This is a genomic window from Streptomyces filipinensis (assembly GCF_014649495.1).
In the GTDB taxonomy this organism is placed as follows: Bacteria; Actinomycetota; Actinomycetes; order Streptomycetales; family Streptomycetaceae; genus Streptomyces; species Streptomyces filipinensis.
The window spans coordinates 436796-457163 of record NZ_BMTD01000002.1; the positions used below are offsets into that span (position 1 = coordinate 436796).

A 20368-nucleotide genomic window follows, 5' to 3' on the forward strand; every position below is an offset into this window, starting at 1 on the left:
CTGCGGCTCACTTGCCGAAGTACGCGTCGTAGATCGTGAGCTGCGACGTGTTGCCCTTCCTGTCGGTGATCTCGGAGCGGAGGGAGAGGGACTTGCCCTTCGCCGGGTTCTCGACGGTGATCCTGCCGTCACGGACGTCGACCTTCGTGAAGGTCCTGCCGTCGTAGGAGACGTACACGGCGAGGGACTTCAGGTTGCCGCCCGCCGCCGCGCCCTCCACGCCGACCGGGAAGGTCACGGCCTCGCCGGCCGTGACCCGGCTGTCCAGGCCGGTCGCGATGCCGTAGTGCGGGACGGAGGCGGGGAGCTGGACGGCGGTGCCGGAGGCCCTCCTGGAGCGGAAGGTCCAGGTCGCGTCGATCCGCGAGGAGGCCCGGGCGACCTTCGCCGAGCGCCGGACCGAGGTGGTCAGCTTGTACGCGGCGTCCCCGGCCGGAACCTTGAAGGGCGTGTCGCCGAACAGCGGGTCGCCGGTGGAGCCGATCTTGGTGCCGTCGCGGTACAGGGTCGTGTGCACCGAGGTGAAGGCCGAGGACCCGGCGTGCCTCGCGGAGTCGGCGAACAGCGGCAGCGCGCCGTAGATCTCGTTGCCGCTGCGGTAGAGGCCGAAGTCCTTGTCGACGTGCGGGCCGAACACCGCGGTGGCCACCTTCTTCGTGTAGCTGCGGCCGGCCTTGAAGGAGGACTGGCCGAGCGAGTACGCCGCGTCCGGCAGCGGGAAGCCGTCCTGGTCGACCCCGCCGTACTGGGTGAACTGCAGGTCCCACAGGACCCCGCCGCCGGCCGACAGGTGCAGGGTGCGGGTGCCGGGCAGCCGCTGCGGCAGGTCGATGGACGAGGCACCCAGGCTGCCGGGCAGCCAGCCGGTCGCGCTGAGCGATCCGGTCTTGCCGCGCGCGGAGGCGCCGAGCCCGGCCTTGACGGTGGCCAGCTCGCTCGCCCTGTAGTGACGGGTGTAACCGGTGGCCAGCCGGGTGACCGGGCCGCCGCTGGTGACGTCGTACTGCTCGCTCGTCCCCTTGGTCCAGTGGCCGTCCCACTGCTGGAACAGCTGTCCGGCGGGGAGCTTCGGGCCCAGGTGGGCGGTGCGGAAGTTCTGGTACGTGTCCAGGAACCAGCTGTAGCCGTACTCGTCGTCGCCGACCGTGAGGGTGTATCCCGGCGAGGCGAACCGCGACGTCGCGCCCGGGGCCGGGACGGTGACGTCCACCGGCTTGGCCTCCCGCGCGTCGATCGTGAGGGTCTGCTTCCCGGCGACGGTCAGCTTCGGCCGGACGATCCAGTCGGTGCCGTGGGTGCCGTCCCGGTCCCCGAGGACGGAGGAGTTGAGCAGGTACGTGCCCTTGGGGGCGCGCACCTTCACCGTGCCGGACGGGTCGTACGGGTTCAGCTCCGTGCCGTGCGCGAGGCCGCCCACGCCGCTGAGGTCGGCGTTGTAGTACGTGGCCGGCTTGCCGTCACGGCCGATGAACTTCAGCGTGACGTCGTACGACTCCACCTCGCGCTGCACCGCGGCGGCCGTGCGGACCGTCTGGCCGGCGCCGGCCGCGGTCACGTACGCGGAGTAGGCGCCGTCGAGGGTGCCGCCCAGCCTGGTGTCGACGGTGAGGCCGACGGCGGCCCTGCCGTGCGCCGGGACCGTCACCTTCGTCGCGCCGAGCGTGAAGAAGCCCGACGGGGCGGCGTGCCCCTCGGGGTCGGCGGCGGTGCTGCTCAGGGTGAGCGTGACGGCCTTGTCGCCGAGGTTGCGGTACGTCACCCGACGGGTGACCGGCTTGTCGTCGGTGTGCGGCCACTGCTGCAGACCGAAGTTCACCGAGACCGGGTCGGCGATGACGGTCTGCCGGTAGGCCTTGTCGACCGCGATACGGCCCGCGCCCTGCTGGAACGGCGTGTAGGCGCCGCCCCTGGCGGAGCCGGTCAGCGCGCCCTTCAGCTCGGCGTAGCCCCAGTCGGGGTGCTCCTGCTTGAGGATCGCGGCGGCGCCCGCGACGTGCGGGGTGGCCATCGAGGTGCCGGAGAGGGTCAGGTAGCCCTCGGGCTTCTCGCCGACCTCCTTGTCGATGACGCTGCCCTTGGCCGCCGCGGCGGTGATGTCCACGCCGGGCGCGGTGACGTCCGGCTTGATGGCACCGTCGCCGATGCGCGGGCCGGTGGAGGAGAAGTCGGCGAGCTTGTCCTTCTTGTCGACGGCGCCGACGGTGAGCGCGGCGTCCGCGCTGCCCGGCGAACCGATCGACCGCGGCCCGTCGTTGCCCGCGGCGATCGCGAACAGGACGCCCTTGGTGGCGGAGAGCTTGTCGACCTCGGCCTCCAGGGGGTCGGTCCCGGGGCTGTCAGGGCCGCCGAGGCTGAGGTTGACCACGGAGGCGCCCTGCGCGGCGGCCCACTCCATGCCGGCGAGGATGCCGGAGTCGTCACCGGAGCCGGTGTCGTCCAGGACCTTGCCGTTCAGGATCTTGGCGTCCGGGGCGACCCCCTTGTACGTGCCGCCCGACCCGGCGCCGGTGCCCGCCACGATGGAGGCGACGTGCGTGCCGTGCCCGAAGTGGTCGGCGGCGTCGGCCGCGGCGGTGAAGTTCCGGGACGCGGTCACCTGGTTCCTGAGGTCCGGGTGGCTGGTGTCCACACCGGTGTCCAGGACGGCGACCTTCACACCCTTGCCGGTGTAGCCGGCCTTCCACGCGACGGGGGCGCCGATCTGCGGCACGGACTTGTCGAGCGAGGCCCTGCGGACGCCGTCGAGCCAGACGTGCGCGATGCCGGAGGCGGCCCGGTCGCCGCGGGTGACGGCGTGCCACAGCCCGGCGGCGTCCGCGACCGGCGTCTGCACGGCGTCGGCGTCGAGGGCGGACAGGCTGCGGCGCAGGTGGCCCGCGTCCCGGACGGCCGCCTTGGCCGCCGCGGCGGGACCGCGGTAGCCGACGATGACCTTCAGGCCGTCCTTCTGGGCCCTGCGGGTGGCGGCCTTGTCCAGCTCGGTGACGTCGAACAGGCGCTGGTCCAGCGTGCCGGAGGCCACCAGGCGGGCCGCGTCGGCCGGGACGACCAGGGTGTGGCCCTTGGTCCTGCGGACCTGGAAGGGTATGTGCTCGCGGCCCTTGGCCCGCTGCAGGCCGACGATCCGGCCCTTGGCGTCCAGGGCGACACGGTCACCGGTGATGAGGGTGACGTGGGTCCTTGCGGTGAGCGCGGAGACGGCGGTCGGGGTGCGCTCCGCGGGCCTCGCCGACGCCGGGCTGGTCATACCCGCGGCGAGGGCGACGGCTGCGGCCGTGGCGACACCGGCCGCAGCAGCTCTTTTCACTTGTCTGCGCAAGTTCTCCCCCTGGAGACGGAGTACCGGGCGAATTCCCCGTTCGCCCGGCCGGGGGTGGCGCCGTACATCCGCACGCCATCCCGGGCCACGCAGTATGCCGGGGGGTGATCAGACGGCTCAACCCCACGAAGTTCCGTGTCAGCGAGGGGCGTTGGGAGCGGTCGGGCGCCGGCGTTCGCCTTCACCGCGATCCGTCCCGCGCGGATGGTGGCCAGCCTCGGGGCCTTGTTCGCGCTCGCGGAGTCGTGGGTGACCATGCCCGGAAACGACGGTGCCGCCCCCCGAGGGGGGCGGCACCGGAGGGACCGAGGGGGCGTCAGACGGCCGAGCCGGCCTTCCACTGGGCCCAGCTCATGTTCCAGCCGTTGAGGCCGTTGTCGGGGGAGACCGTCTTGTCGCCGGTGTTCTGGACGACGACCACGTCACCGATCAACGAGTGGCTGTAGAACCAGGCGGCCGGCGTGTTCGGGTCGTCCGCGCCCTTCTTGTCCTGCAGGCCGACGCAGCCGTGGCTGGTGTTGACGCCGCCGAAGACGGACGGGGCGCCCCAGTAGTTGCCGTGGATGAAGGTGCCGGAGTTGGTCAGGCGCATGGCGTGCGGCACGTCCTTGATGTCGTACTCGCCCTTGCCGTCGCCGTCCTTGAAGCCGACCGTCGCGCCGTTCATGCGGGTCTGCTTGAACTTCTCCGAGATCACCATCTGGCCCTGGTAGGTGGTGTGCTCGGGGGCGCCGGCGGAGATCGGGATGGTCTTGACGACCTTGCCGTCCTGCGTGACCTTCATCTGCTTGGTCTTCGCGTCGACGTAGGAGACCTGGTTGCGGCCGATGTGGAAGGTGACCGTCTTCTGCTGGATGCCGGTGACGCCGGGCGCGCCCTGGACACCGTCGAGCGCGAGCTTCAGGGTGACGGTGGAACCCGCCTTCCAGTACTGGTCCGGGCGGCAGTCCATGCGGTTGGCGCTGAACCAGTGGCAGGCGACCTCCTGGCCGCTGCTGGAGGTGACCGTGACACCCTTCTGCACGGCCGCCTTGTTGGTGATGGCCTTGTCGAAGTTGAGCGAGACCGGCATGCCGACGCCGACGGTCGCGCCGTCGTCCGGGGTGAAGGTGCCGATGAAGCTGTTGGCCGGGGAGACGGTGGTGAAGGACGCGTTCTCGTTGGCTATGCGGCCCTCGGAGTCCTTGGCCTGCGCGGCGACCTTGTAGGTGGTGGAGCGCTGCAGTTGGACGGTCGGCTTCCAGCTCTTCCGGTCGGCGGAGAGCTGCCCGGCGACGGCCCTGCCGTCCTGGGTGGTCATCGTGACGCCGGTGAGCGTGCCCTTGGCGACCGTGACGCCGGCCGAGTTGTTGATGGAGGCGTTGTCCGAGCCGTCCCTGGGCGTGATGGTGATCTGGGCCACGGACGACTTCTTGGCCGCCGCCTCGTCGGCCTTCGCCTGTGAGCTGCTTCCCTTGTCGGACGCCTTGGCGTTGCCGCCGCCGGAACAGCCCGTGAGTGCCAGCACACTACCGAGCAGTGCGGACGCGACCATCAGGCCCCTGCTCCGCTTACTGTCCGTCATCACACGCTTCTCCATCGTTGCCGAAATCGTGAAACCCCCGAGGCCCCCGTTGCGAACCATCCAGGCTACGGGCGATCCATCCCTTTTCACATGGTTCGCATGTGTTAGGCGCACCACGCCGGCCACGGTGCCCCGAGGCGGGTGGTGCGGAAGTCATCGGTGCGCCCCCCGGGACGACGAAACCCCGGACGGCGGTTGCCGTCCGGGGCCATGGGTGCCCCGGGACGCTCAGCCGATGCCGTCCTCTTCCTCGTCGTCCTCCCCATCATCCTCGTCGAGGTCCCAGTCGGGCGAGTCCGGGTCGTAGTCGATCCGCTCGCTCGACCAGGAGGCCTGCTGGAGCTCCACCCCGGGCACCTCGCTGACCAGGTCGAACGGGTCCACGAGATACGCAAGGGCCTCGGCGGTGTCTTCCGTCACAGCCGCCTCGGCCTGCGACCGCTCCGCCTCCGGAAGCTCCGGATCCCGGGCGAGCCGGCGCAGCGCGGCCTTGGTCACCTCGTCCTCGTCCTGCACTTCGAGGACCAGCTCCACGCGAAGCTGTACAAAACGTGATGTCTCTTCAGCACTCATGGCGGGAGAGTACGACCGAAACCTCCCGTGACTTTCCTGTGACCCGCTACTTTCACTAACATCGCCCCCCACGGCCAATTCGCCAGCGTCACAAGGGGATCGATATTCCGTGTCATCCGCTCGCCGTCCGCTGCTGACCGCCACCGCTGCGGGCACCCTGCTGTGCGCGCTGTGGTTCGTCCCGTCCGCGAACGCGTCGCAGGACTCGGCCAAAGCGCATGCGGAAACCTCCACGACCCGTATGACACAGCAGGCCAGGGCGGTGTCACAGGCGGCAGCGGACAGCGCACGGGACGCGGCGGACGACACCGAACTCGCCGACACCGGAAGCCCGGACACCACACCGTACGTCGTGGGCGGCACCCTCTTCCTCGGGGTGGGCGCCGGCTTCGTGCTCTATTCGGTGCGCCGCGAACGCATGGGCTTTTAATTTCCCTTGACGATCCTTTGACGGGCCACACATAGTTCGCCCATGAAGAGATCATCGGGCGTACGGCTGTGCGCCGCCGTGGCTGTGAGTGCGCTGTCGTTCGCCCTTGTCACCGGCTGCTCCCAGGGGGATGCGAAGAAGTCCGGTACGGCCGCGAAGGCGCTGAGCGCCGCGGAGTTGAAGAAGCGGATCATCGCCGCGGGCGAGGTGCCCGGGTACCAGGTGGGGCCCGTGCCGGCCGCCCGAGCCAAGCCGATCACGACCGACAGCGCGCCGTGCCGGCCGCTGGTCCGCGTGATGAGCGCGCTCCCGCCGGCCGAGGCGGTGGCGAAGGCCGACCGGCTGGCGATGGAGAACCCGAAGAAGTCCCCCTCGGCCAAGCCGACCTCGCTGGACGACCTCGACGGGAAGAAGTTCGAGGAAGCGATGCACAGGTCCATGGACCGGGACGTCACCACGGTCACCCTCGCCTCGTACGAGGGGAACGGCGCGGAGCAGGCACTCGCGTCGGTCTCCGCCGCGGTCAAGGACTGCGGAAGCGGCTTCCCCGCCCAGCAGGCGGGCACGAAGGTGCGGTTCACCAAGGTCGCCGCGGAGAAGGCGACGGACACCGGGGACGGGGCGGCGGCGTTCACCGCGACGATGGACTCGGACGACGGGGACGCGGCGCCCGTCCACGCCGAGGTCGTCCGGCTCGGGAACACCCTGTCGGTCTACTTCACGTCGAACCTGGGCGCGATGATGGGCAAGAAGGCGTACGTGGTCTCGCCGGACGTCGTCAAGGCCCAGCAGGCCAAGCTGAAGTGACACGAAGACAGGGGCCCCGCACGGCGGGGCCCCTGTCTCCTGTGCCGGGACGTTACTGCAGCGGGCCGGTGACCGACTCCGCCGCGGTGACGAGGTGGCCGCCGCGCACGAACGCGTCGGCGGCGGCCAGGTCGGGCGCCAGGAACCGGTCCGGGCCCGGGCCCTGCACACCGGCGGCGCGCACGGCCTCGATGACGGCCCGGGACGCCGGCGCCGGGGTGAGGCCCTCGCGCAGCTCGATGGCGCGGGTGGCCGCGTACAGCTCGACGGCGATGATCCGGGTCAGGTTGCCCACGGCGGTGCGCAGCTTGCGCGCGGCCGACCAGCCCATGGAGACGTGGTCCTCCTGCATGGCGGAGGACGGGATGGAGTCCGCGGAGGCGGGTACGGCCAGCCGCTTCATCTCGCTGACCAGCGCGGCCTGCGTGTACTGGGCGATCATCAGCCCGGAGTCGACGCCGGCGTCGTCGGCGAGGAACGGCGGCAGGCCGTGGCTGCGGTTCTTGTCCAGCAGCCGGTCGGTGCGACGCTCGGCGATGGAGCCGAGGTCGGCCGCGGCGATGGCGAGGAAGTCCAGGACGTAGGCCACGGGCGCGCCGTGGAAGTTGCCGTTGGACTCCACGCGGCCGTCGGGCAGCACGACCGGGTTGTCGACGGCGGAGGCGAGTTCCCGCTCGGCGACCAGACGGGCGTGCGCCATGGTGTCGCGTCCGGCACCGGCGACCTGCGGGGCACAGCGCACCGAGTAGGCGTCCTGGACGCGCGGCGCGTCGTCCTGGTGGTGGCCGGTGAGCTGGGAGCCCTGCAGCACGGCGAGCATGTTGGCGGCGGAGGCGCCCTGGCCCGGGTGCGGACGGATGGCGTGCAGCTCGGGGGCGAGCACCTTGTCCGTGCCGAGCAGCGCCTCCAGGCTGAGCGCGGCGGTGATGTCAGCGGACTTGTAGAGGGTGTCGAGGTCGGCGAGGGCCATGACCAGCATGCCGAGCATGCCGTCGGTGCCGTTGAGGAGGGCGAGGCCCTCCTTCTCGCGCAGCTCGACGGGCTGGATCCCGTGCTCGGCGAGCAGCTCACCGGCGGGCCGGACGGTGCCGTCGGGGCCTTCCGCGTCCCCCTCGCCCATGAGGGTCAGGGCGCAGTGGGACAGCGGGGCCAGGTCGCCGGAGCAGCCGAGGGAGCCGTACTCGTGGACGACCGGGGTGATCCCGGCGTTCAGCACGTCGGCCATGGTCTGCGCGACCTCGGGCCGGACGCCGGTGTGCCCGGAGCAGACCGTCTTCAGGCGCAGGAACATCAGGGCCCTTACGACCTCCCGCTCGACCCTCGGTCCCATGCCGGCGGCGTGCGAGCGGACGATGTTGCGCTGCAGCTGGGCGCGCAGTTCCTGGCTGATGTGCCGGGTCGCCAGGGCACCGAAGCCGGTGGAGACGCCGTAGACCGGTTCCGGCTTGGCCGCCAGGGCGTCCACGATCTCGCGGGCCGCGGCGAGGGCCGCCACCGCCTGCGCCGACAGCTCGACGCGGGCACCGCCGCGCGCCACGGCGAGAACGTCGGACGCCGTGACACCGGACGTCCCCACCACCACAGTGTGCATATCCATATTCAGGAGCGTACGCATTGAATGCGGGGATGTCACTAGTGGCGGACGGGAGTGCCCCTTACCGAAGCGTGTGGGCTTCGCCTCACGGCCGGCGTCCGCGGAACCGGCGCCGTTCGGCCTGCGCCGGCGGCGGCTCGTCGGCCAGCCGGACGACCGGATCCTGCGGCCCCTCCCGGCCCGCGACCACCGGCCGGTCCACGCCCAGGGCCTTGGCCCGGTACTGGGCCGCGTCGGCGAGCCGGAACAGCCGCCGGGCGTCGCGCACCTCCCCGATCGGGTCCTCGGTCGAGGCGATCCCGCACGCCACACCTTCCCCCAGCTCCAACTCCCCCGCCCTGCGGCACAGTTCGTCCGCCGCCTTGACGACGTCGTCGGCGGGCGGCCCGACCGCCAGCAGACAGAACTCGTCCCCGCCGAGCCGCGCGGCAAGCGCGCCCGGCACCATCGCCCCGCACAGCGACAGCACCGAGCCGAAACGCTCCAGCAGCCGGTCGCCCACGGCGTGCCCGAGGGTGTCGTTGACCCGCTTCAGCCCGTTGAGATCGCAGACGACGAGACTGACGGCCGCGCCCTGCGTGCGGTGCCGCTCGACGGCCTCCTCCAGGCGCACGTCCACGGCCCGGCGGTTGGCGAGTCCGGTGAGGGCGTCGGTGAACGCCAGCCGGCGGGCCTCCTCCAGCCGCTCGGTCTGGGCGAGCCCGGCGGCCACGACGGAGGCCAGCACGGTGGCGAAGTCGGCGTCGGCCCGGTCGAAGACGGGGGCGTCGACGGGACGGGCGACGTACAGCTCGCCCCAGGCCCGGCCGTGCAGCACGACGGGCGCGACGACACAGCAGCCGCGCCCCCTGCGGCGCAGGGCGGCGACGCGCCGGTGGAAGTACCCGGGGGTGCCGGCGGCGGTCCCCTCGGCGGTCTCCACCCAGGCGTTGGCCCCGCCGCCGCCGGCCCACCGCTCGTGCAGGAACTCGGTGATCTCCGGGAACTGGTGCACCGGGTAGGCCTCGGACTCCGGGAACTCCTCCTCGTCCGGGCACCGGTCCCCCACGTTCACGAGGACGCGCAGACGACCCAGCTGCCGCTCCCACACCGACAGTGCGGCGAACCCGCCGTCCAGCGCCCGGCAGGCGCCGAGCGCGGCGGCCTGCCAGGTGTCACGCGGGGTGCGGGCCGCCGCCATCCCCTGCGCCAGCGCCACGACCGCGGCCAGCCTCCTGTCCTCGCCCATTACTCCAGGTTAGGGATGATTTGCGGGATTCGGGACGTGGGTGCGGCGATCAGGTGGTGGGCCCTCGCGGAAGGCCGGGTGCGGGTCCACCGGGGCCGCGGCGCGGGGCGCCCTACTCGCCCGGCCACTGCGGCTCGCGCTTCTCGTTGAACGCCGCCACGCCCTCCGCCCGGTCCCCCGAGAACGCCACGGAACGCCACGCCGCGTCCTCGACCTCAAGACCCGCCCGCAGATCCAGCCCGTGCCCCAGGCGCAGCGCCCGCTTGGCGGCCCGCAGCCCGACCGGCGAGTTCCCGGCGATACGGGCGGCCAGCGCGAGGGCCTCCTCGCGGTCGCGCCCCGCGTCCACGAGCTGGTCGACCAGCCCCAGCCCGGCCGCCTCCGCCGCCTCCACCCGCCGCGCCGAGAAGATCAGCTCCGCCGCCCGCGCCGCCCCGACCCGCCGCGGCAGCAGCTGCGTACCGCCACCGCCCGGAATCACGCCCACGGACACCTCCGGCAGCCCCACCACCGCCGTACGGTCGGCCACGATCAGATCGCAGGACAGGGCCAGCTCGAAACCCCCGCCCAGCGCGAACCCGTGCACCGCCGCGATCGTCGGCATCGGCAGCTCCAGCACCCCGGTGTACGCCCCGCGCGCCACCGGCCGCTGCCGCAGCAGGTCGGCGTCGCTGAAGGAGTTCCGCTCCTTCAGGTCCGCCCCGACACAGAACGCCCGCTCGTGGGACGAGGTCAGGACCACCACACGCGCGTCCCGGTCGGCGGCCAGCGCCGCGCACGCGCCGGCGAGGGAGCGGGCCATCTCCGTCGAGACGGCGTTCATGGCCTTGGGCCGGTCCAGCACCAGCTCCGCGACGTACCCGTGCCGCCGCACCAGCACGAACTCCCCGAACCGCTCCTCGCCCATGACACCCTCCGGCTGACGTGTTAACGCGTGTTAACGCACTGTCGGGCCGATCATCGCAGCCGTACCCGACCTCGGGAAAGCCCACGGGGCTACGCCCGTTCGAGTGACATCCCGCCCGTCCCGCCCCACATCGCCCACAGGACCGCATAGCGTGCGTCCGCCACGGCACGCCCGGGGCACGGCGGGGAGGGGAACCATGTCAGAGGGGCCGGAGGGGCACGGCGAGCCGGCCGGGGCGTCCGCCGTACGACGCGGACGGCACCGCAAGCCACGCCCTCGCAAGGTGCTGCTCGCCGCCGGCGGGCTCGCCCTGGCCGCGGGCGCGCTCAGCCTGCTCCGGGTCACGCCGGACTCGGGGGTCGGAGTCCCGGGCACGGCGGAGGCCGAACCCCGCCCCGACGGGGGCGCCACGGACCACGCGGGGAACACCGCCGCCACGGTCGCCGCGAGCCCCACCGCGCTGCCCTCGGCGACCTCCGTCATGGGCGGCCGCGCGCTCGTGCCGGCGGCCACCGCTCCGGGCGGGACCCGCACCGGCCGGGCCACGCCCACGGCACCACCCGGCAGCACCGCCGCGCCGAACGCCGCCCCCACCAGGCCGGCCTCCGTCCCGGACACCCCGTCACGCCCCTCGCCGACGACGTCCGCCCCGCCCCCGGCCCCGACGCCCTCCCGGACCGCACCGGCCACCCCGGCGCCCACCCACGGCTCCGCGGACCCCGGTCCGGGCGGGCTGTGCGTACCGGTGCTGGGCCTGTGCGTGGACGCACACGGCCACTCCGGCCACTCCGGCCACTGACGCGCTACGGAAAGGACGGCCGGACGACCGCGCGAGGGTTACGGCGTTACGGCTGGCCGTCGCGCCGGGTCAGCAGCCAGGGCTCGACCACACCGAGCCCGCGGACCGGCCGCTGCCACATCGGCTGCAGCGCGAAGCGGTACACCGGCGGCTCCTCGCCCTCCTTCTCGGCGGCCGCGGCGGCCTCGGCCGCCTCGGCCTCGGAGGCGGGCGCCTCACCGGCGCGGATCAGCTCCTCGGCGAAGGCGCTGTCCACCAGCACGGCGTCCCGGGGGGCTATCGAGGTCAGCCGGGAGGCCAGGTTCACCGTCGTACCGAACACATCACCCATACGAGTGGTGACCGTGCCGAACGCCATGCCGACCCGCAGCTCCGGCATCGTCTCGTCGTTCGCCAGCGTCTCGACCAGCCGCAGCGCGATGTCCGCGGCGACACCGGCGTCGTCGGCCGCGTACAGCACCTCGTCGCCGAGGGTCTTGATCAGCCGGCCGCCGCGCGCGGCCACCAGGTCGGCGGCCGTCGTCTCGAACGCCTCGACCAGCTCGCCGAGCTCCTCCTCCTCCATCCGGCGGGTCAGCCGGGTGAACCCGACGAGGTCGGCGAAGCCGACGGCGAGCCGCCGGTCGACCATCTCCTCGTCGTCCGCCGACTGCACGACCCGTCCGGCCGAGGCGGCGAGCTGGCGGCGCCAGACGTAGACCAGGAACTCCTCCAGCTCGGGCAGGAGCAGCTCGACGATCGGATACGTCACCTCGGTGCGGGTCATTCCCGGCTCGGGCGGCTCGGTCAGGCCCTCCAGGAAGGAATCCATCTGCCACTCGGCCAACCGGGCGGTGGTCTGCCCGGTGGACCGGGCCACCTGCACCGCCATGGCCTCGCTGAGCAGCCCCGCTTCGACCAGACCGGCGAGGCGGCGCAGGGCCAGAACGTCGGCCTCGGTGAGCGCCTTGGCCTGGCCGATGTCGGCGAAGCCCATGGCCCGCCAGAACCGTGAGGCCAGCTCCATGGAGACGCCGGCGCTGCGGGCCGCCTGGAACGGGGTGTAGCGGCGCTCGGCGCCCAGGATGAGCTGTTCGAGGCGCAGGGCCAGCGGGTCCTCGCCCGGATCGGCGGCGTCCGCGTCCGCGCCCGCGCCGGAGCCCGTGTCGTCGACGGTCACGCCTGCTGCCCTTCCGATCTGCCGCGGTCACGTTTCGACCGGCCTCAACTCTACGGCAGGTGTGCGCCAGCTCACTCCGTCGGGTTCGGCCGGCGGTTCACTTCCCGGTACCGGGTGCGCTGGCCGGCGTCGGTGCCTGCCACCTTGGGGGCTGCCGCCCCCAGACCCCCGCATCGGACCAGGTCCGGGATGCTTCCACCCTTGCCGACCGCGGGTCCCGGGGGGCTGATCGCGCAGTTCCCCGCGCCCCTTGCGGGGCGCTGCACTCGCCGCACGCCCGAGCCGCACCGCAGCCGCGGGCGGCGTCACGCGGGGCGCAGATGGACGATGTCCCCCGCTCCCACCGGCTCCCGCGTCCCCTCCTGTGTCGCGATGACGAGCCGCCCGTCCCCGTCGACCGCCACGGCCTCGCCCACGATCGAACGCTCCCCCGGCAGCTCGGCCCGCACCGTGCGCCCCAGCGTCGCGCACCCCGCCGCGTACGCCTCCTGAAGGCCACTGGCGGCAGGGTCCCCGCCCGCCGCCCGCCAGCGCCCGTACCAGTCCTCCAACGACCGCAGCACCGCCCGCAGCAGCGGATCCCGGTCCGTGCCCGTCGCCCCGGCCAGCACCAGCGACCCCGCCTGCGGCACCGGCAGTTCGTCCGCGCGCAGCGTGACGTTGATGCCGACCCCGACGACCACACCGTCGGTGCCGGCCCGCTCCGCGAGGATGCCCCCGGCCTTGCGCTCCTCGCCCTCCACCGTCACCAGCAGGTCGTTCGGCCACTTCAGGGCCGTGTCCACGCCCGCCGCCCGGGCCAGCCCGGTCGCCACGGCGACACCGGTGAGCAGCGGCACCCAGCCCCACCGCGCCACCGGCACCTCGACGGGCCGCAACAGCACCGAGAAGAAGAGGCCCGAGCGCGGCGGCGCCGTCCAGCGGCGGTCCAGCCGGCCCTTGCCCGCCGTCTGTTCCTCCGCCACCAGCACCGCGCCCTCACCGGCCCGGCCGGCGGCGGCCCGCGCGACCAGGTCGGAGTTGGTGGAGCCGGTGCGCTGCACCACGTCCACCTCGCGGTACAGACCTCCCTCCCGGACCAGTGCGCGCCGCAGTGCCACGGCGTTCAACGGAGGACGGTCCAGGTCGGACCAGCGGCTGTCGTCTGATGCATTGTGCGGCGTCATGCAAGTCACCCTAGGTGTGGGAAACGCCGCACTGCCGACGCCCGGGCCCAGCACTACTCTACGGATGAGTAACCGTCCCCCCTTTTGAGCAGGCAGGGAGCCGCATCCCGATGTCCGAGCCGGAAGAGCGCCACGAGATCCAAGGGATCGACATTCACACGACCGCGGGCAAGCTCGCGGATCTCCAGCGTCGCATCCATGAGGCGACGCACGCCGGCTCGGAGCGCGCCGTCGAAAAGCAGCACGCCAAGGGCAAGCTGACGGCGCGTGAGCGGATCGAGCTGCTGCTGGACGAGGGGTCGTTCGTCGAGCTCGACGAGTTCGCCCGGCACCGGTCCACGAACTTCGGGCTGGAGAAGAACCGGCCGTACGGCGACGGTGTCGTCACCGGGTACGGCACGGTGGACGGACGGCCGGTCGCCGTGTTCTCGCAGGACTTCACCGTCTTCGGCGGGGCGTTGGGCGAGGTCTACGGCCAGAAGATCGTCAAGGTGATGGACTTCGCGCTGAAGACCGGCTGCCCGGTCATCGGCATCAACGACTCCGGCGGCGCCCGGATCCAGGAGGGGGTCGCCTCCCTCGGCGCGTACGGCGAGATCTTCCGCCGCAACACCCACGCCTCCGGTGTCATCCCGCAGATCAGCCTCGTCGTCGGCCCCTGCGCCGGCGGAGCCGTGTACTCCCCGGCCATCACCGACTTCACGGTCATGGTCGACCAGACCTCGCACATGTTCATCACCGGCCCGGACGTCATCAAGACCGTCACCGGCGAGGACGTCGGCTTCGAGGAGCTGGGCGGCGCCCGTACGCACAACGCGACCTCCGGCGTGGCCCACCACATGGCCGGGGACGAGAAGGACGCCATCGAGTACGTCAAGCAGCTGCTGTCGTACCTGCCGTCCAACAACCTCTCCGAGGCCCCGGTCTTCCCCGAGGAGGCGGACCTCGCCGTCAGCGACGAGGACCGCGAGCTGGACACCCTCGTCCCGGACAGCGCGAACCAGCCGTACGACATCCGCACGGTGGTCGAACACGTCCTGGACGACGCCGAGTTCTTCGAGACGCAGGCCCTGTTCGCGCCGAACATCGTCACCGGGTTCGGGCGGGTCGAGGGCCACCCCGTGGGCGTGGTCGCCAACCAGCCGATGCAGTTCGCCGGCTGCCTGGACATCGACGCGTCCGAGAAGGCCGCGCGGTTCGTGCGCACCTGCGACGCGTTCAACGTCCCGGTGCTGACCTTCGTGGACGTCCCCGGCTTCCTGCCGGGCGTCGACCAGGAGCACACCGGCATCATCCGGCGCGGCGCCAAACTGATCTACGCCTACGCGGAGGCGACGGTCCCGCTGATCACCGTCATCACCCGCAAGGCCTTCGGCGGGGCGTACGACGTCATGGGCTCCAAGCACCTCGGCGCCGACCTCAACCTGGCCTGGCCGACCGCGCAGATCGCCGTGATGGGCGCCCAGGGCGCGGTCAACATCCTGCACCGCCGCACCATCGCCGAGGCCGAGGACGTCGACGGCACCCGCGCGCGGCTGATCCAGGAGTACGAGGACGCCCTCCTCAACCCGTACGTGGCGGCCGAGCGCGGCTACATCGACGCGGTGATCATGCCGTCCGACACCCGCTCCCACATCGTCCGTGGCCTGCGTCAGCTGCGTACGAAGCGGGAATCCCTGCCTCCGAAGAAGCACGGCAACATCCCCCTCTAAGGAGCCGCTGTGACCATCAGAGTCGTACGGGGCAACCCGACCCCGGAGGAGCTGGCCGCCGCACTGGCGGTGGTCCGCGCCCGCGCCGCGGCGGCAGCGGCCACGCCGTCCGGCGCGGAGGGCCCGCGGGACGCGTGGGCGGACCCGGGCAGGATCGCTTCGGCCCGCTTTCCCCAGCCGGGCCCGGCGTCGTGGACGCGCACCTACTGGCCGAGCTAGGGACACCCCTGGGGGCGCGGGGCACCGCGTACAGGCGCACAGCTCAGGGCGCCAATTGAGTACCGGTACTCAGGCACCCCGCACGGCCGAGGGCCCACGCTGGTGGAATGCTCTGGTCAGACCCCGAAGACGAGCCGCCGAAGGACCTGCGCGACGCGCAGGACATGCTCCGGCGGCTCGGCTTCGTCATGGCCCTGGCCATGATCCTGGCCATGCTCGTCCTCGGCCTGAGGTAGCGCGGCCACGCGGCTAACCTGACGGCATGACTGCCAAGCCACACCGCCGCTTGATCCTCGCCTCCCAGTCCCCCGCCCGCCTGGGTCTGCTGAGGCAGGCCGGCCTCGCCCCGGAGGTGATCGTCAGCGGGGTCGACGAGGACGCCGTCACCGCGCCCACCCCGGCGGAGCTGGCGCTCGCCCTGGCCGAGGCGAAGGCCTCGGTCGTGGCGGCGAAGCCGGAGGTGCAGGGCGCCCTGGTGATCGGCTGCGACTCGGTGCTGGAGCTGGACGGGCAGGCCCTCGGCAAGCCCGCCGACGCGGAGGAGGCCACCGCCCGCTGGAAGGCGATGCGCGGGCGGGCCGGCACCCTCCAGACGGGTCACTGCATCTGGGACACGGCGGCCAAGCGGTACGTGTCCGGGACCGCCTCGACCGTCGTCCGCTTCGGTGAGCCCAGCGACCAGGAGATCGCCGCGTACGTGGCCTCCGGCGAGCCCCTCTACGTCGCCGGGGCCTTCACCCTGGACGGCCGTTCGGCGCCGTTCATCGAGGGCATCGAGGGCGACCACGGCAATGTGATCGGCATCAGCCTGCCCCTGGTGCGCAGGCTGCTGGCCGAACTGGGCGTCGGTATCACGGAGTTGTGGTCGCCGGACCGGTGATCTGGGCGGGCACCGAGTCGCGCGGCTCGTCGTGCCCGTCCTCGCGGCCCCCCGGCTCGTCCGTACGCGGGCCCGGGACGGGCGCCGGGCCCGGCGCCGCGGCCGGCTCGGCCTCGCCCTTCGGATCGCCGTCCTGCCCCGCCCCACCGCCGGCGGGGCCCCGCTGCGGGCCGCCGTCACGGTCGTGCGTCATCAGGAGCAGGACGACCAGGCCGAGCACGGCCACCATGAACAGGAACGCCGTCCAGCCGACCAGGCCCCAGGCGAAGGCGCCCAGCAGGCCGTGGACGACCGCCACGCTGATCAGCAGGACGCGGCCGAAGCCCGCGGGGGCGCGGTCGCGTATCGCGACCAGGACGGCCACCAGCGCGCACAGCGCGAAATAGAGCCCGAAGACGACACCGCCGATCTTCGAGGACGTCGCCATCACGGACGGGTCGAGGCCCGCCAGGGACATGTCCTGACGGTCGACCACCACCCCGAGGAACCAGTTCAGCGCGGCGATGATGACGCCCTCCGCCAGAAGGACGACCGCCACGACCCATGCCACCGGCCTGCGCACCACCGGTCCCCACCCACTCTCGAGCCAGCTGCTTGTTACCCCAGGTACGTTCGAGCCATCGCGAACGCTACTAACGGGTAAACCCTGGGACAAGGGTTCGCGCGCCAGCAAAGAATCATTGGGCCATTCGTAGGGACTCGACAAAGAAACTGAGTGGGCCGCAGCACGCTCTTACAGAGACCTTGACCACACGACGGGGCTAGGGTTTCCCGCAGGAGTCCTGCACACCGAGGTGCGACAAGGACTTTCGCGGGTCGAGCGAGCCTCGAATCACGCTCCGTGTGGGCAAGCTCACCATTGGGGACGGGTCGAAGTGCCGTGTCGGCAGTCCCTAAACTCGGCTTGTTTCAAGGAGGGAGCCTCAATCGTGCGCAAGGTGCTCATCGCCAACCGTGGCGAAATCGCTGTCCGCGTGGCCCGGGCCTGTCGGGACGCCGGGATCGCGAGCGTTGCCGTCTACGCCGAACCGGACCGGGACGCTCTGCATGTCCGCGCCGCGGATGAGGCGTTCGCCCTGGGCGGTGACACCCCGGCCACCAGTTATCTGGTCATCGACAAGATCTTGAACGCGGCGCGCGAGTCCGGCGCGGACGCCGTCCACCCGGGCTACGGCTTTCTCTCGGAGAACGCCGACTTCGCGCAGGCGGTCCTGGACGCGGGCCTGATCTGGATCGGCCCGCCGCCGCACGCCATCCGCGATCTGGGTGACAAGGTCGCCGCCCGGCACATCGCCCAGCGCGCCGGCGCTCCGCTGGTGGCCGGTACCCCCGATCCGGTGAGCGGCGCCGAGGAGGTCGTGGCCTTCGCCGAGGAGCACGGCCTGCCGATCGCCATCAAGGCCGCCTTCGGTGGCGGTGGCCGCGGCCTGAAGGTCGCCCGGACCCTCGAAGAGGTCCCGGAGCTGTACGAGTCGGCGGTCCGCGAGGCGGTCGCCGCCTTCGGCCGCGGCGAGTGCTTCGTCGAGCGCTACCTGGACCGTCCGCGGCACGTCGAGACCCAGTGCCTGGCCGACAAGCACGGCAACGTGGTCGTCGTCTCCACCCGTGACTGCTCCCTGCAGCGCCGCCACCAGAAGCTGGTCGAGGAGGCCCCCGCGCCGTTCCTGTCCGACGAGCAGGTCGCCGAGCTGTACCGCGCCTCGAAGGCGATCCTGCGGGAGGCCGGCTACGAGGGCGCGGGCACCTGTGAGTTCCTGGTCGGCCAGGACGGCACCATCTCCTTCCTGGAGGTGAACACCCGCCTCCAGGTGGAGCACCCGGTGACCGAGGAGGTCGCCGGCATCGACCTGGTCCGCGAGATGTTCCGCATCGCCGACGGCGAGGAGCTGGGTTACGACGACCCGGCGCTGCGCGGACACTCGTTCGAGTTCCGGATCAACGGCGAGGACCCGGGCCGCAACTTCCTCCCGGCGCCCGGCACGGTCACCAGGTTCGACGCGCCGTCGGGCCCCGGTGTCCGGCTGGACGCGGGCGTGGAGTCCGGCTCGGTCATCGGCCCGGCCTGGGACTCGCTGCTCGCCAAGCTGATCGTGACCGGCCGCACCCGCCGGGAGGCCCTGGAGCGGGCCGCCCGCGCCCTGGAGGAGTTCCAGGTCGAGGGCATGGCGACGGCGATCCCCTTCCACCGCGCGGTCGTCACGGACCCGGCGTTCGCCCCCGAGCTGACCGGCTCCGAGGACCCGTTCACGGTCCACACCCGCTGGATCGAGACCGAGTTCGTCAACGAGATCAAGCCCTTCGCCGCCCCCGCCGATGTCGAGGCGGAGGAGGAGACGGGCCGCGAGACGGTCGTCGTCGAGGTCGGCGGCAAGCGCCTTGAGGTCTCGCTGCCCTCGTCCCTCGGCATGTCCCTGGCCCGCACGGGCCTCGCGGCCGGTGCCAAGCCGAAGCGCCGCGCGGCCAAGAAGTCCGGCCCCGTCGCCTCCGGTGACACGCTCGCCTCCCCGATGCAGGGCACGATCGTGAAGGTCGCGGTCGAGGAGGGCCAGGAGGTCAAGGAGGGCGACCTGGTCGTCGTCCTGGAGGCCATGAAGATGGAACAGCCCCTGAACGCCCACAAGGCGGGCACGATCAAGGGCCTGAGCGCCGAGGTCGGCGCGTCCATCACGTCCGGCGCCGCGATCTGCGAGATCAAGGACTGACGGCAGACGGCACAGTGACGCCCGGTGGACCGACCCTTTCGGCCCACCGGGCGTCACTCTTTTTCCAAGGGCCTCAGGACGCCCTTCCGAGCCACCGGGGCCTTTCCGAGGCTCGGGGTGCGACCCGGCTCCCTGAGGGGCGGCCGGCCCGAAGGGGCGCGGGGAACCGCGGGACGAGCCCAGGCACACCCGCACCCACCCGACGACCTCAAGCCCGACGGCGACCAGGCACCCTCAGCGCACCCTCAGCGCCGCCGCAGATCAGCGACGCGCCCCCGCTCAGCTCCCGCCGGCTCCCCGTACCCCGCCCCCGAGCGGAGCGCCATGCCCCTGCGCGGCCCCGGCAGCGGGGCACGCCGCGCCGGGGCCTGCTCACCCCCCGGAGGGGCTCCGTTCGCGCCGGACACGGCGATCTGCACCCCCTGGTCGGCGAGGGCCTGCAACTCGGTGGCGGCGCGGTCGTCGTGCGCGGGCGGCTCGTCGGTGACCAGACGGGTGATGACGTCGGTCGGCACGGTCTGGAACATCGTGTCCGTACCGAGCTTGGTGTGGTCGGCGAGGACCACGACCTCCGCGGCGGCCTGCACCAGCGCCCGGTCGACGGACGCCGAGAGCATGTTGGACGTGGACAGGCCCCGCTCGGCGGTGAGCCCGCTTCCGGAGAGGAAGGCCTTGGACACGCGCAGCCCCTGCAGGGACTGCTCCGCGCCGGAGCCGACGAGGGCGTAGTTGGAGCCGCGCAGGGTGCCGCCGGTCATCACGACCTCCACCCGGTTGGCATGGGCCAACGCCTGGGCGACCAGGAGGGAGTTGGTGACGACCGTCAGGCCGGGCACCCGCGCGAGCCGGCGGGCCAGCTCCTGCGTGGTGGTACCCGCCCCGACCACGATGGCCTCGCCTTCTTCGACGAGGCCGGCGGCGAGGTCGGCGATGGCCGTCTTCTCGGCGGTCGCGAGATGGGACTTCTGCGGGAAGCCCGACTCGCGCGTGAACCCGCCCGGCAGTACCGCACCGCCGTGGCGACGGTCGAGGAGTCCTTCTGCCTCCAGTGCCCGCACGTCCCGCCGTACGGTCACTTCGGAGGTCTGGACGACGCGGGCGAGCTCACGGAGCGACACGGCACCGTTCGCTCGCACCATTTCGAGGATCAGTTGGCGACGTTCAGCAGCGAACACGAAACTGACAGTAACCCCAGCGACCGTCTGGTTTCAGCAGTTTGCGCCGAATAACAGAAGTTGTTCGTACGGCAGGGGCGGAAGTGGTATAGGACCCAGCCGCCCCGACTATGCCGTACGCACTCGCGGCAACT

General features: G+C 72.2%; 18 protein-coding genes. 8 read left to right on the plus strand and 10 right to left on the minus strand.

What is annotated here, in order from left to right:
* Window positions 1-7: 7 nt before the first annotated feature.
* The 3 genes from IE244_RS06985 to IE244_RS06995 all read right to left on the minus strand — a co-directional run bounded on the left by IE244_RS06985 (window position 8) and on the right by IE244_RS06995 (window position 5456).
* On the minus strand, window positions 8-3307 hold the full coding sequence (locus tag IE244_RS06985; RefSeq protein WP_191871739.1) for a S8 family peptidase: 3300 nt from the start codon (window positions 3305-3307) through the stop codon (window positions 8-10).
* Window positions 3308-3635: 328 nt separating this feature from the next.
* On the minus strand, window positions 3636-4883 hold the full coding sequence (locus IE244_RS06990; protein WP_191871740.1) for a L,D-transpeptidase: 1248 nt from the start codon (window positions 4881-4883) through the stop codon (window positions 3636-3638).
* Between the two features lie 228 nt (window positions 4884-5111).
* Complete coding sequence (locus IE244_RS06995; protein WP_191871741.1) at window positions 5112-5456, minus strand: hypothetical protein; 345 nt, start codon at window positions 5454-5456, stop codon at window positions 5112-5114.
* Between the two features lie 109 nt (window positions 5457-5565).
* Between IE244_RS06995 and IE244_RS07000 the strand changes: the two genes are divergently transcribed.
* A complete protein-coding gene (locus tag IE244_RS07000) occupies window positions 5566-5886 on the plus strand; it encodes a hypothetical protein (protein ID WP_191871742.1) in 321 nt (106 codons plus the stop codon).
* Between the two features lie 42 nt (window positions 5887-5928).
* The gene (locus tag IE244_RS07005) at window positions 5929-6693 is read left to right on the plus strand and encodes a hypothetical protein (protein WP_191871743.1); all 765 of its coding nucleotides are present in this window, start codon (window positions 5929-5931) and stop codon (window positions 6691-6693) included.
* Between the two features lie 52 nt (window positions 6694-6745).
* Here the strand turns inward: IE244_RS07005 and hutH are convergent, their stop codons facing one another.
* From hutH to IE244_RS07020, 3 genes are all read right to left on the minus strand, one after another.
* Window positions 6746-8284: a histidine ammonia-lyase gene (gene hutH, locus IE244_RS07010; RefSeq protein WP_191872133.1), complete on the minus strand. Its 1539-nt coding sequence runs from the start codon at window positions 8282-8284 to the stop codon at window positions 6746-6748.
* 88 nt (window positions 8285-8372) lie between these two features.
* Window positions 8373-9515 carry a GGDEF domain-containing protein gene (locus IE244_RS07015; RefSeq protein WP_191871744.1) on the minus strand — a complete coding sequence of 381 codons (1143 nt, stop codon included), beginning with the start codon at window positions 9513-9515 and terminating at the stop codon, window positions 8373-8375.
* Between the two features lie 112 nt (window positions 9516-9627).
* A complete protein-coding gene (locus IE244_RS07020; RefSeq protein ID WP_191871745.1) occupies window positions 9628-10422 on the minus strand; it encodes an enoyl-CoA hydratase/isomerase family protein in 795 nt (264 codons plus the stop codon).
* A gap of 196 nt (window positions 10423-10618) precedes the next feature.
* Between IE244_RS07020 and IE244_RS07025 the strand changes: the two genes are divergently transcribed.
* Window positions 10619-11221 carry a hypothetical protein gene (locus IE244_RS07025; protein ID WP_229853987.1) on the plus strand — a complete coding sequence of 201 codons (603 nt, stop codon included), beginning with the start codon at window positions 10619-10621 and terminating at the stop codon, window positions 11219-11221.
* A 46-nt stretch (window positions 11222-11267) separates the two neighbouring features.
* Here IE244_RS07025 and IE244_RS07030 read toward each other — a convergent pair whose 3' ends face one another.
* Window positions 11268-12380 carry an adenylate/guanylate cyclase domain-containing protein gene (locus IE244_RS07030; RefSeq protein ID WP_191871746.1) on the minus strand — a complete coding sequence of 371 codons (1113 nt, stop codon included), beginning with the start codon at window positions 12378-12380 and terminating at the stop codon, window positions 11268-11270.
* Window positions 12381-12685: 305 nt separating this feature from the next.
* Window positions 12686-13546, minus strand: a complete 861-nt coding sequence (locus IE244_RS07035; protein ID WP_191871747.1) for a biotin--[acetyl-CoA-carboxylase] ligase — start codon at window positions 13544-13546, stop codon at window positions 12686-12688.
* 110 nt (window positions 13547-13656) lie between these two features.
* On the opposite strand from IE244_RS07035, the gene IE244_RS07040 reads away from it, so the two are divergent.
* The 4 genes from IE244_RS07040 (at window position 13657) to IE244_RS07050 (ending at window position 16357) form a co-directional block, all read left to right on the plus strand.
* Complete coding sequence (locus IE244_RS07040; protein ID WP_191871748.1) at window positions 13657-15258, plus strand: acyl-CoA carboxylase subunit beta; 1602 nt, start codon at window positions 13657-13659, stop codon at window positions 15256-15258.
* Window positions 15259-15267: 9 nt separating this feature from the next.
* Window positions 15268-15477 carry an acyl-CoA carboxylase epsilon subunit gene (locus tag IE244_RS07045; RefSeq protein WP_191871749.1) on the plus strand — a complete coding sequence of 70 codons (210 nt, stop codon included), beginning with the start codon at window positions 15268-15270 and terminating at the stop codon, window positions 15475-15477.
* A 107-nt stretch (window positions 15478-15584) separates the two neighbouring features.
* A complete protein-coding gene (mmpB, locus tag IE244_RS42725; RefSeq protein WP_268252873.1) occupies window positions 15585-15713 on the plus strand; it encodes a morphogenic membrane protein MmpB in 129 nt (42 codons plus the stop codon).
* A 26-nt stretch (window positions 15714-15739) separates the two neighbouring features.
* The gene (locus IE244_RS07050) at window positions 15740-16357 is read left to right on the plus strand and encodes a Maf family protein (RefSeq protein WP_191871750.1); all 618 of its coding nucleotides are present in this window, start codon (window positions 15740-15742) and stop codon (window positions 16355-16357) included.
* Here the strand turns inward: IE244_RS07050 and IE244_RS07055 are convergent.
* Window positions 16329-16907, minus strand: coding sequence for a hypothetical protein (locus IE244_RS07055; RefSeq protein WP_373305716.1), 579 nt, complete (start codon window positions 16905-16907; stop codon window positions 16329-16331). The two genes, IE244_RS07050 and IE244_RS07055, sit on opposite strands and share 29 nt — an antisense overlap.
* A gap of 379 nt (window positions 16908-17286) precedes the next feature.
* Between IE244_RS07055 and IE244_RS07060 the strand changes: the two genes are divergently transcribed.
* Entirely contained in the window at window positions 17287-19059 is a 1773-nt protein-coding gene (locus IE244_RS07060; protein ID WP_191871751.1) for an acetyl/propionyl/methylcrotonyl-CoA carboxylase subunit alpha, read from the plus strand.
* A 245-nt stretch (window positions 19060-19304) separates the two neighbouring features.
* Here IE244_RS07060 and IE244_RS07065 read toward each other — a convergent pair whose 3' ends face one another.
* Complete coding sequence (locus IE244_RS07065; protein ID WP_078963558.1) at window positions 19305-20234, minus strand: DeoR/GlpR family DNA-binding transcription regulator; 930 nt, start codon at window positions 20232-20234, stop codon at window positions 19305-19307.
* Window positions 20235-20368: the final 134 nt, after the last annotated feature.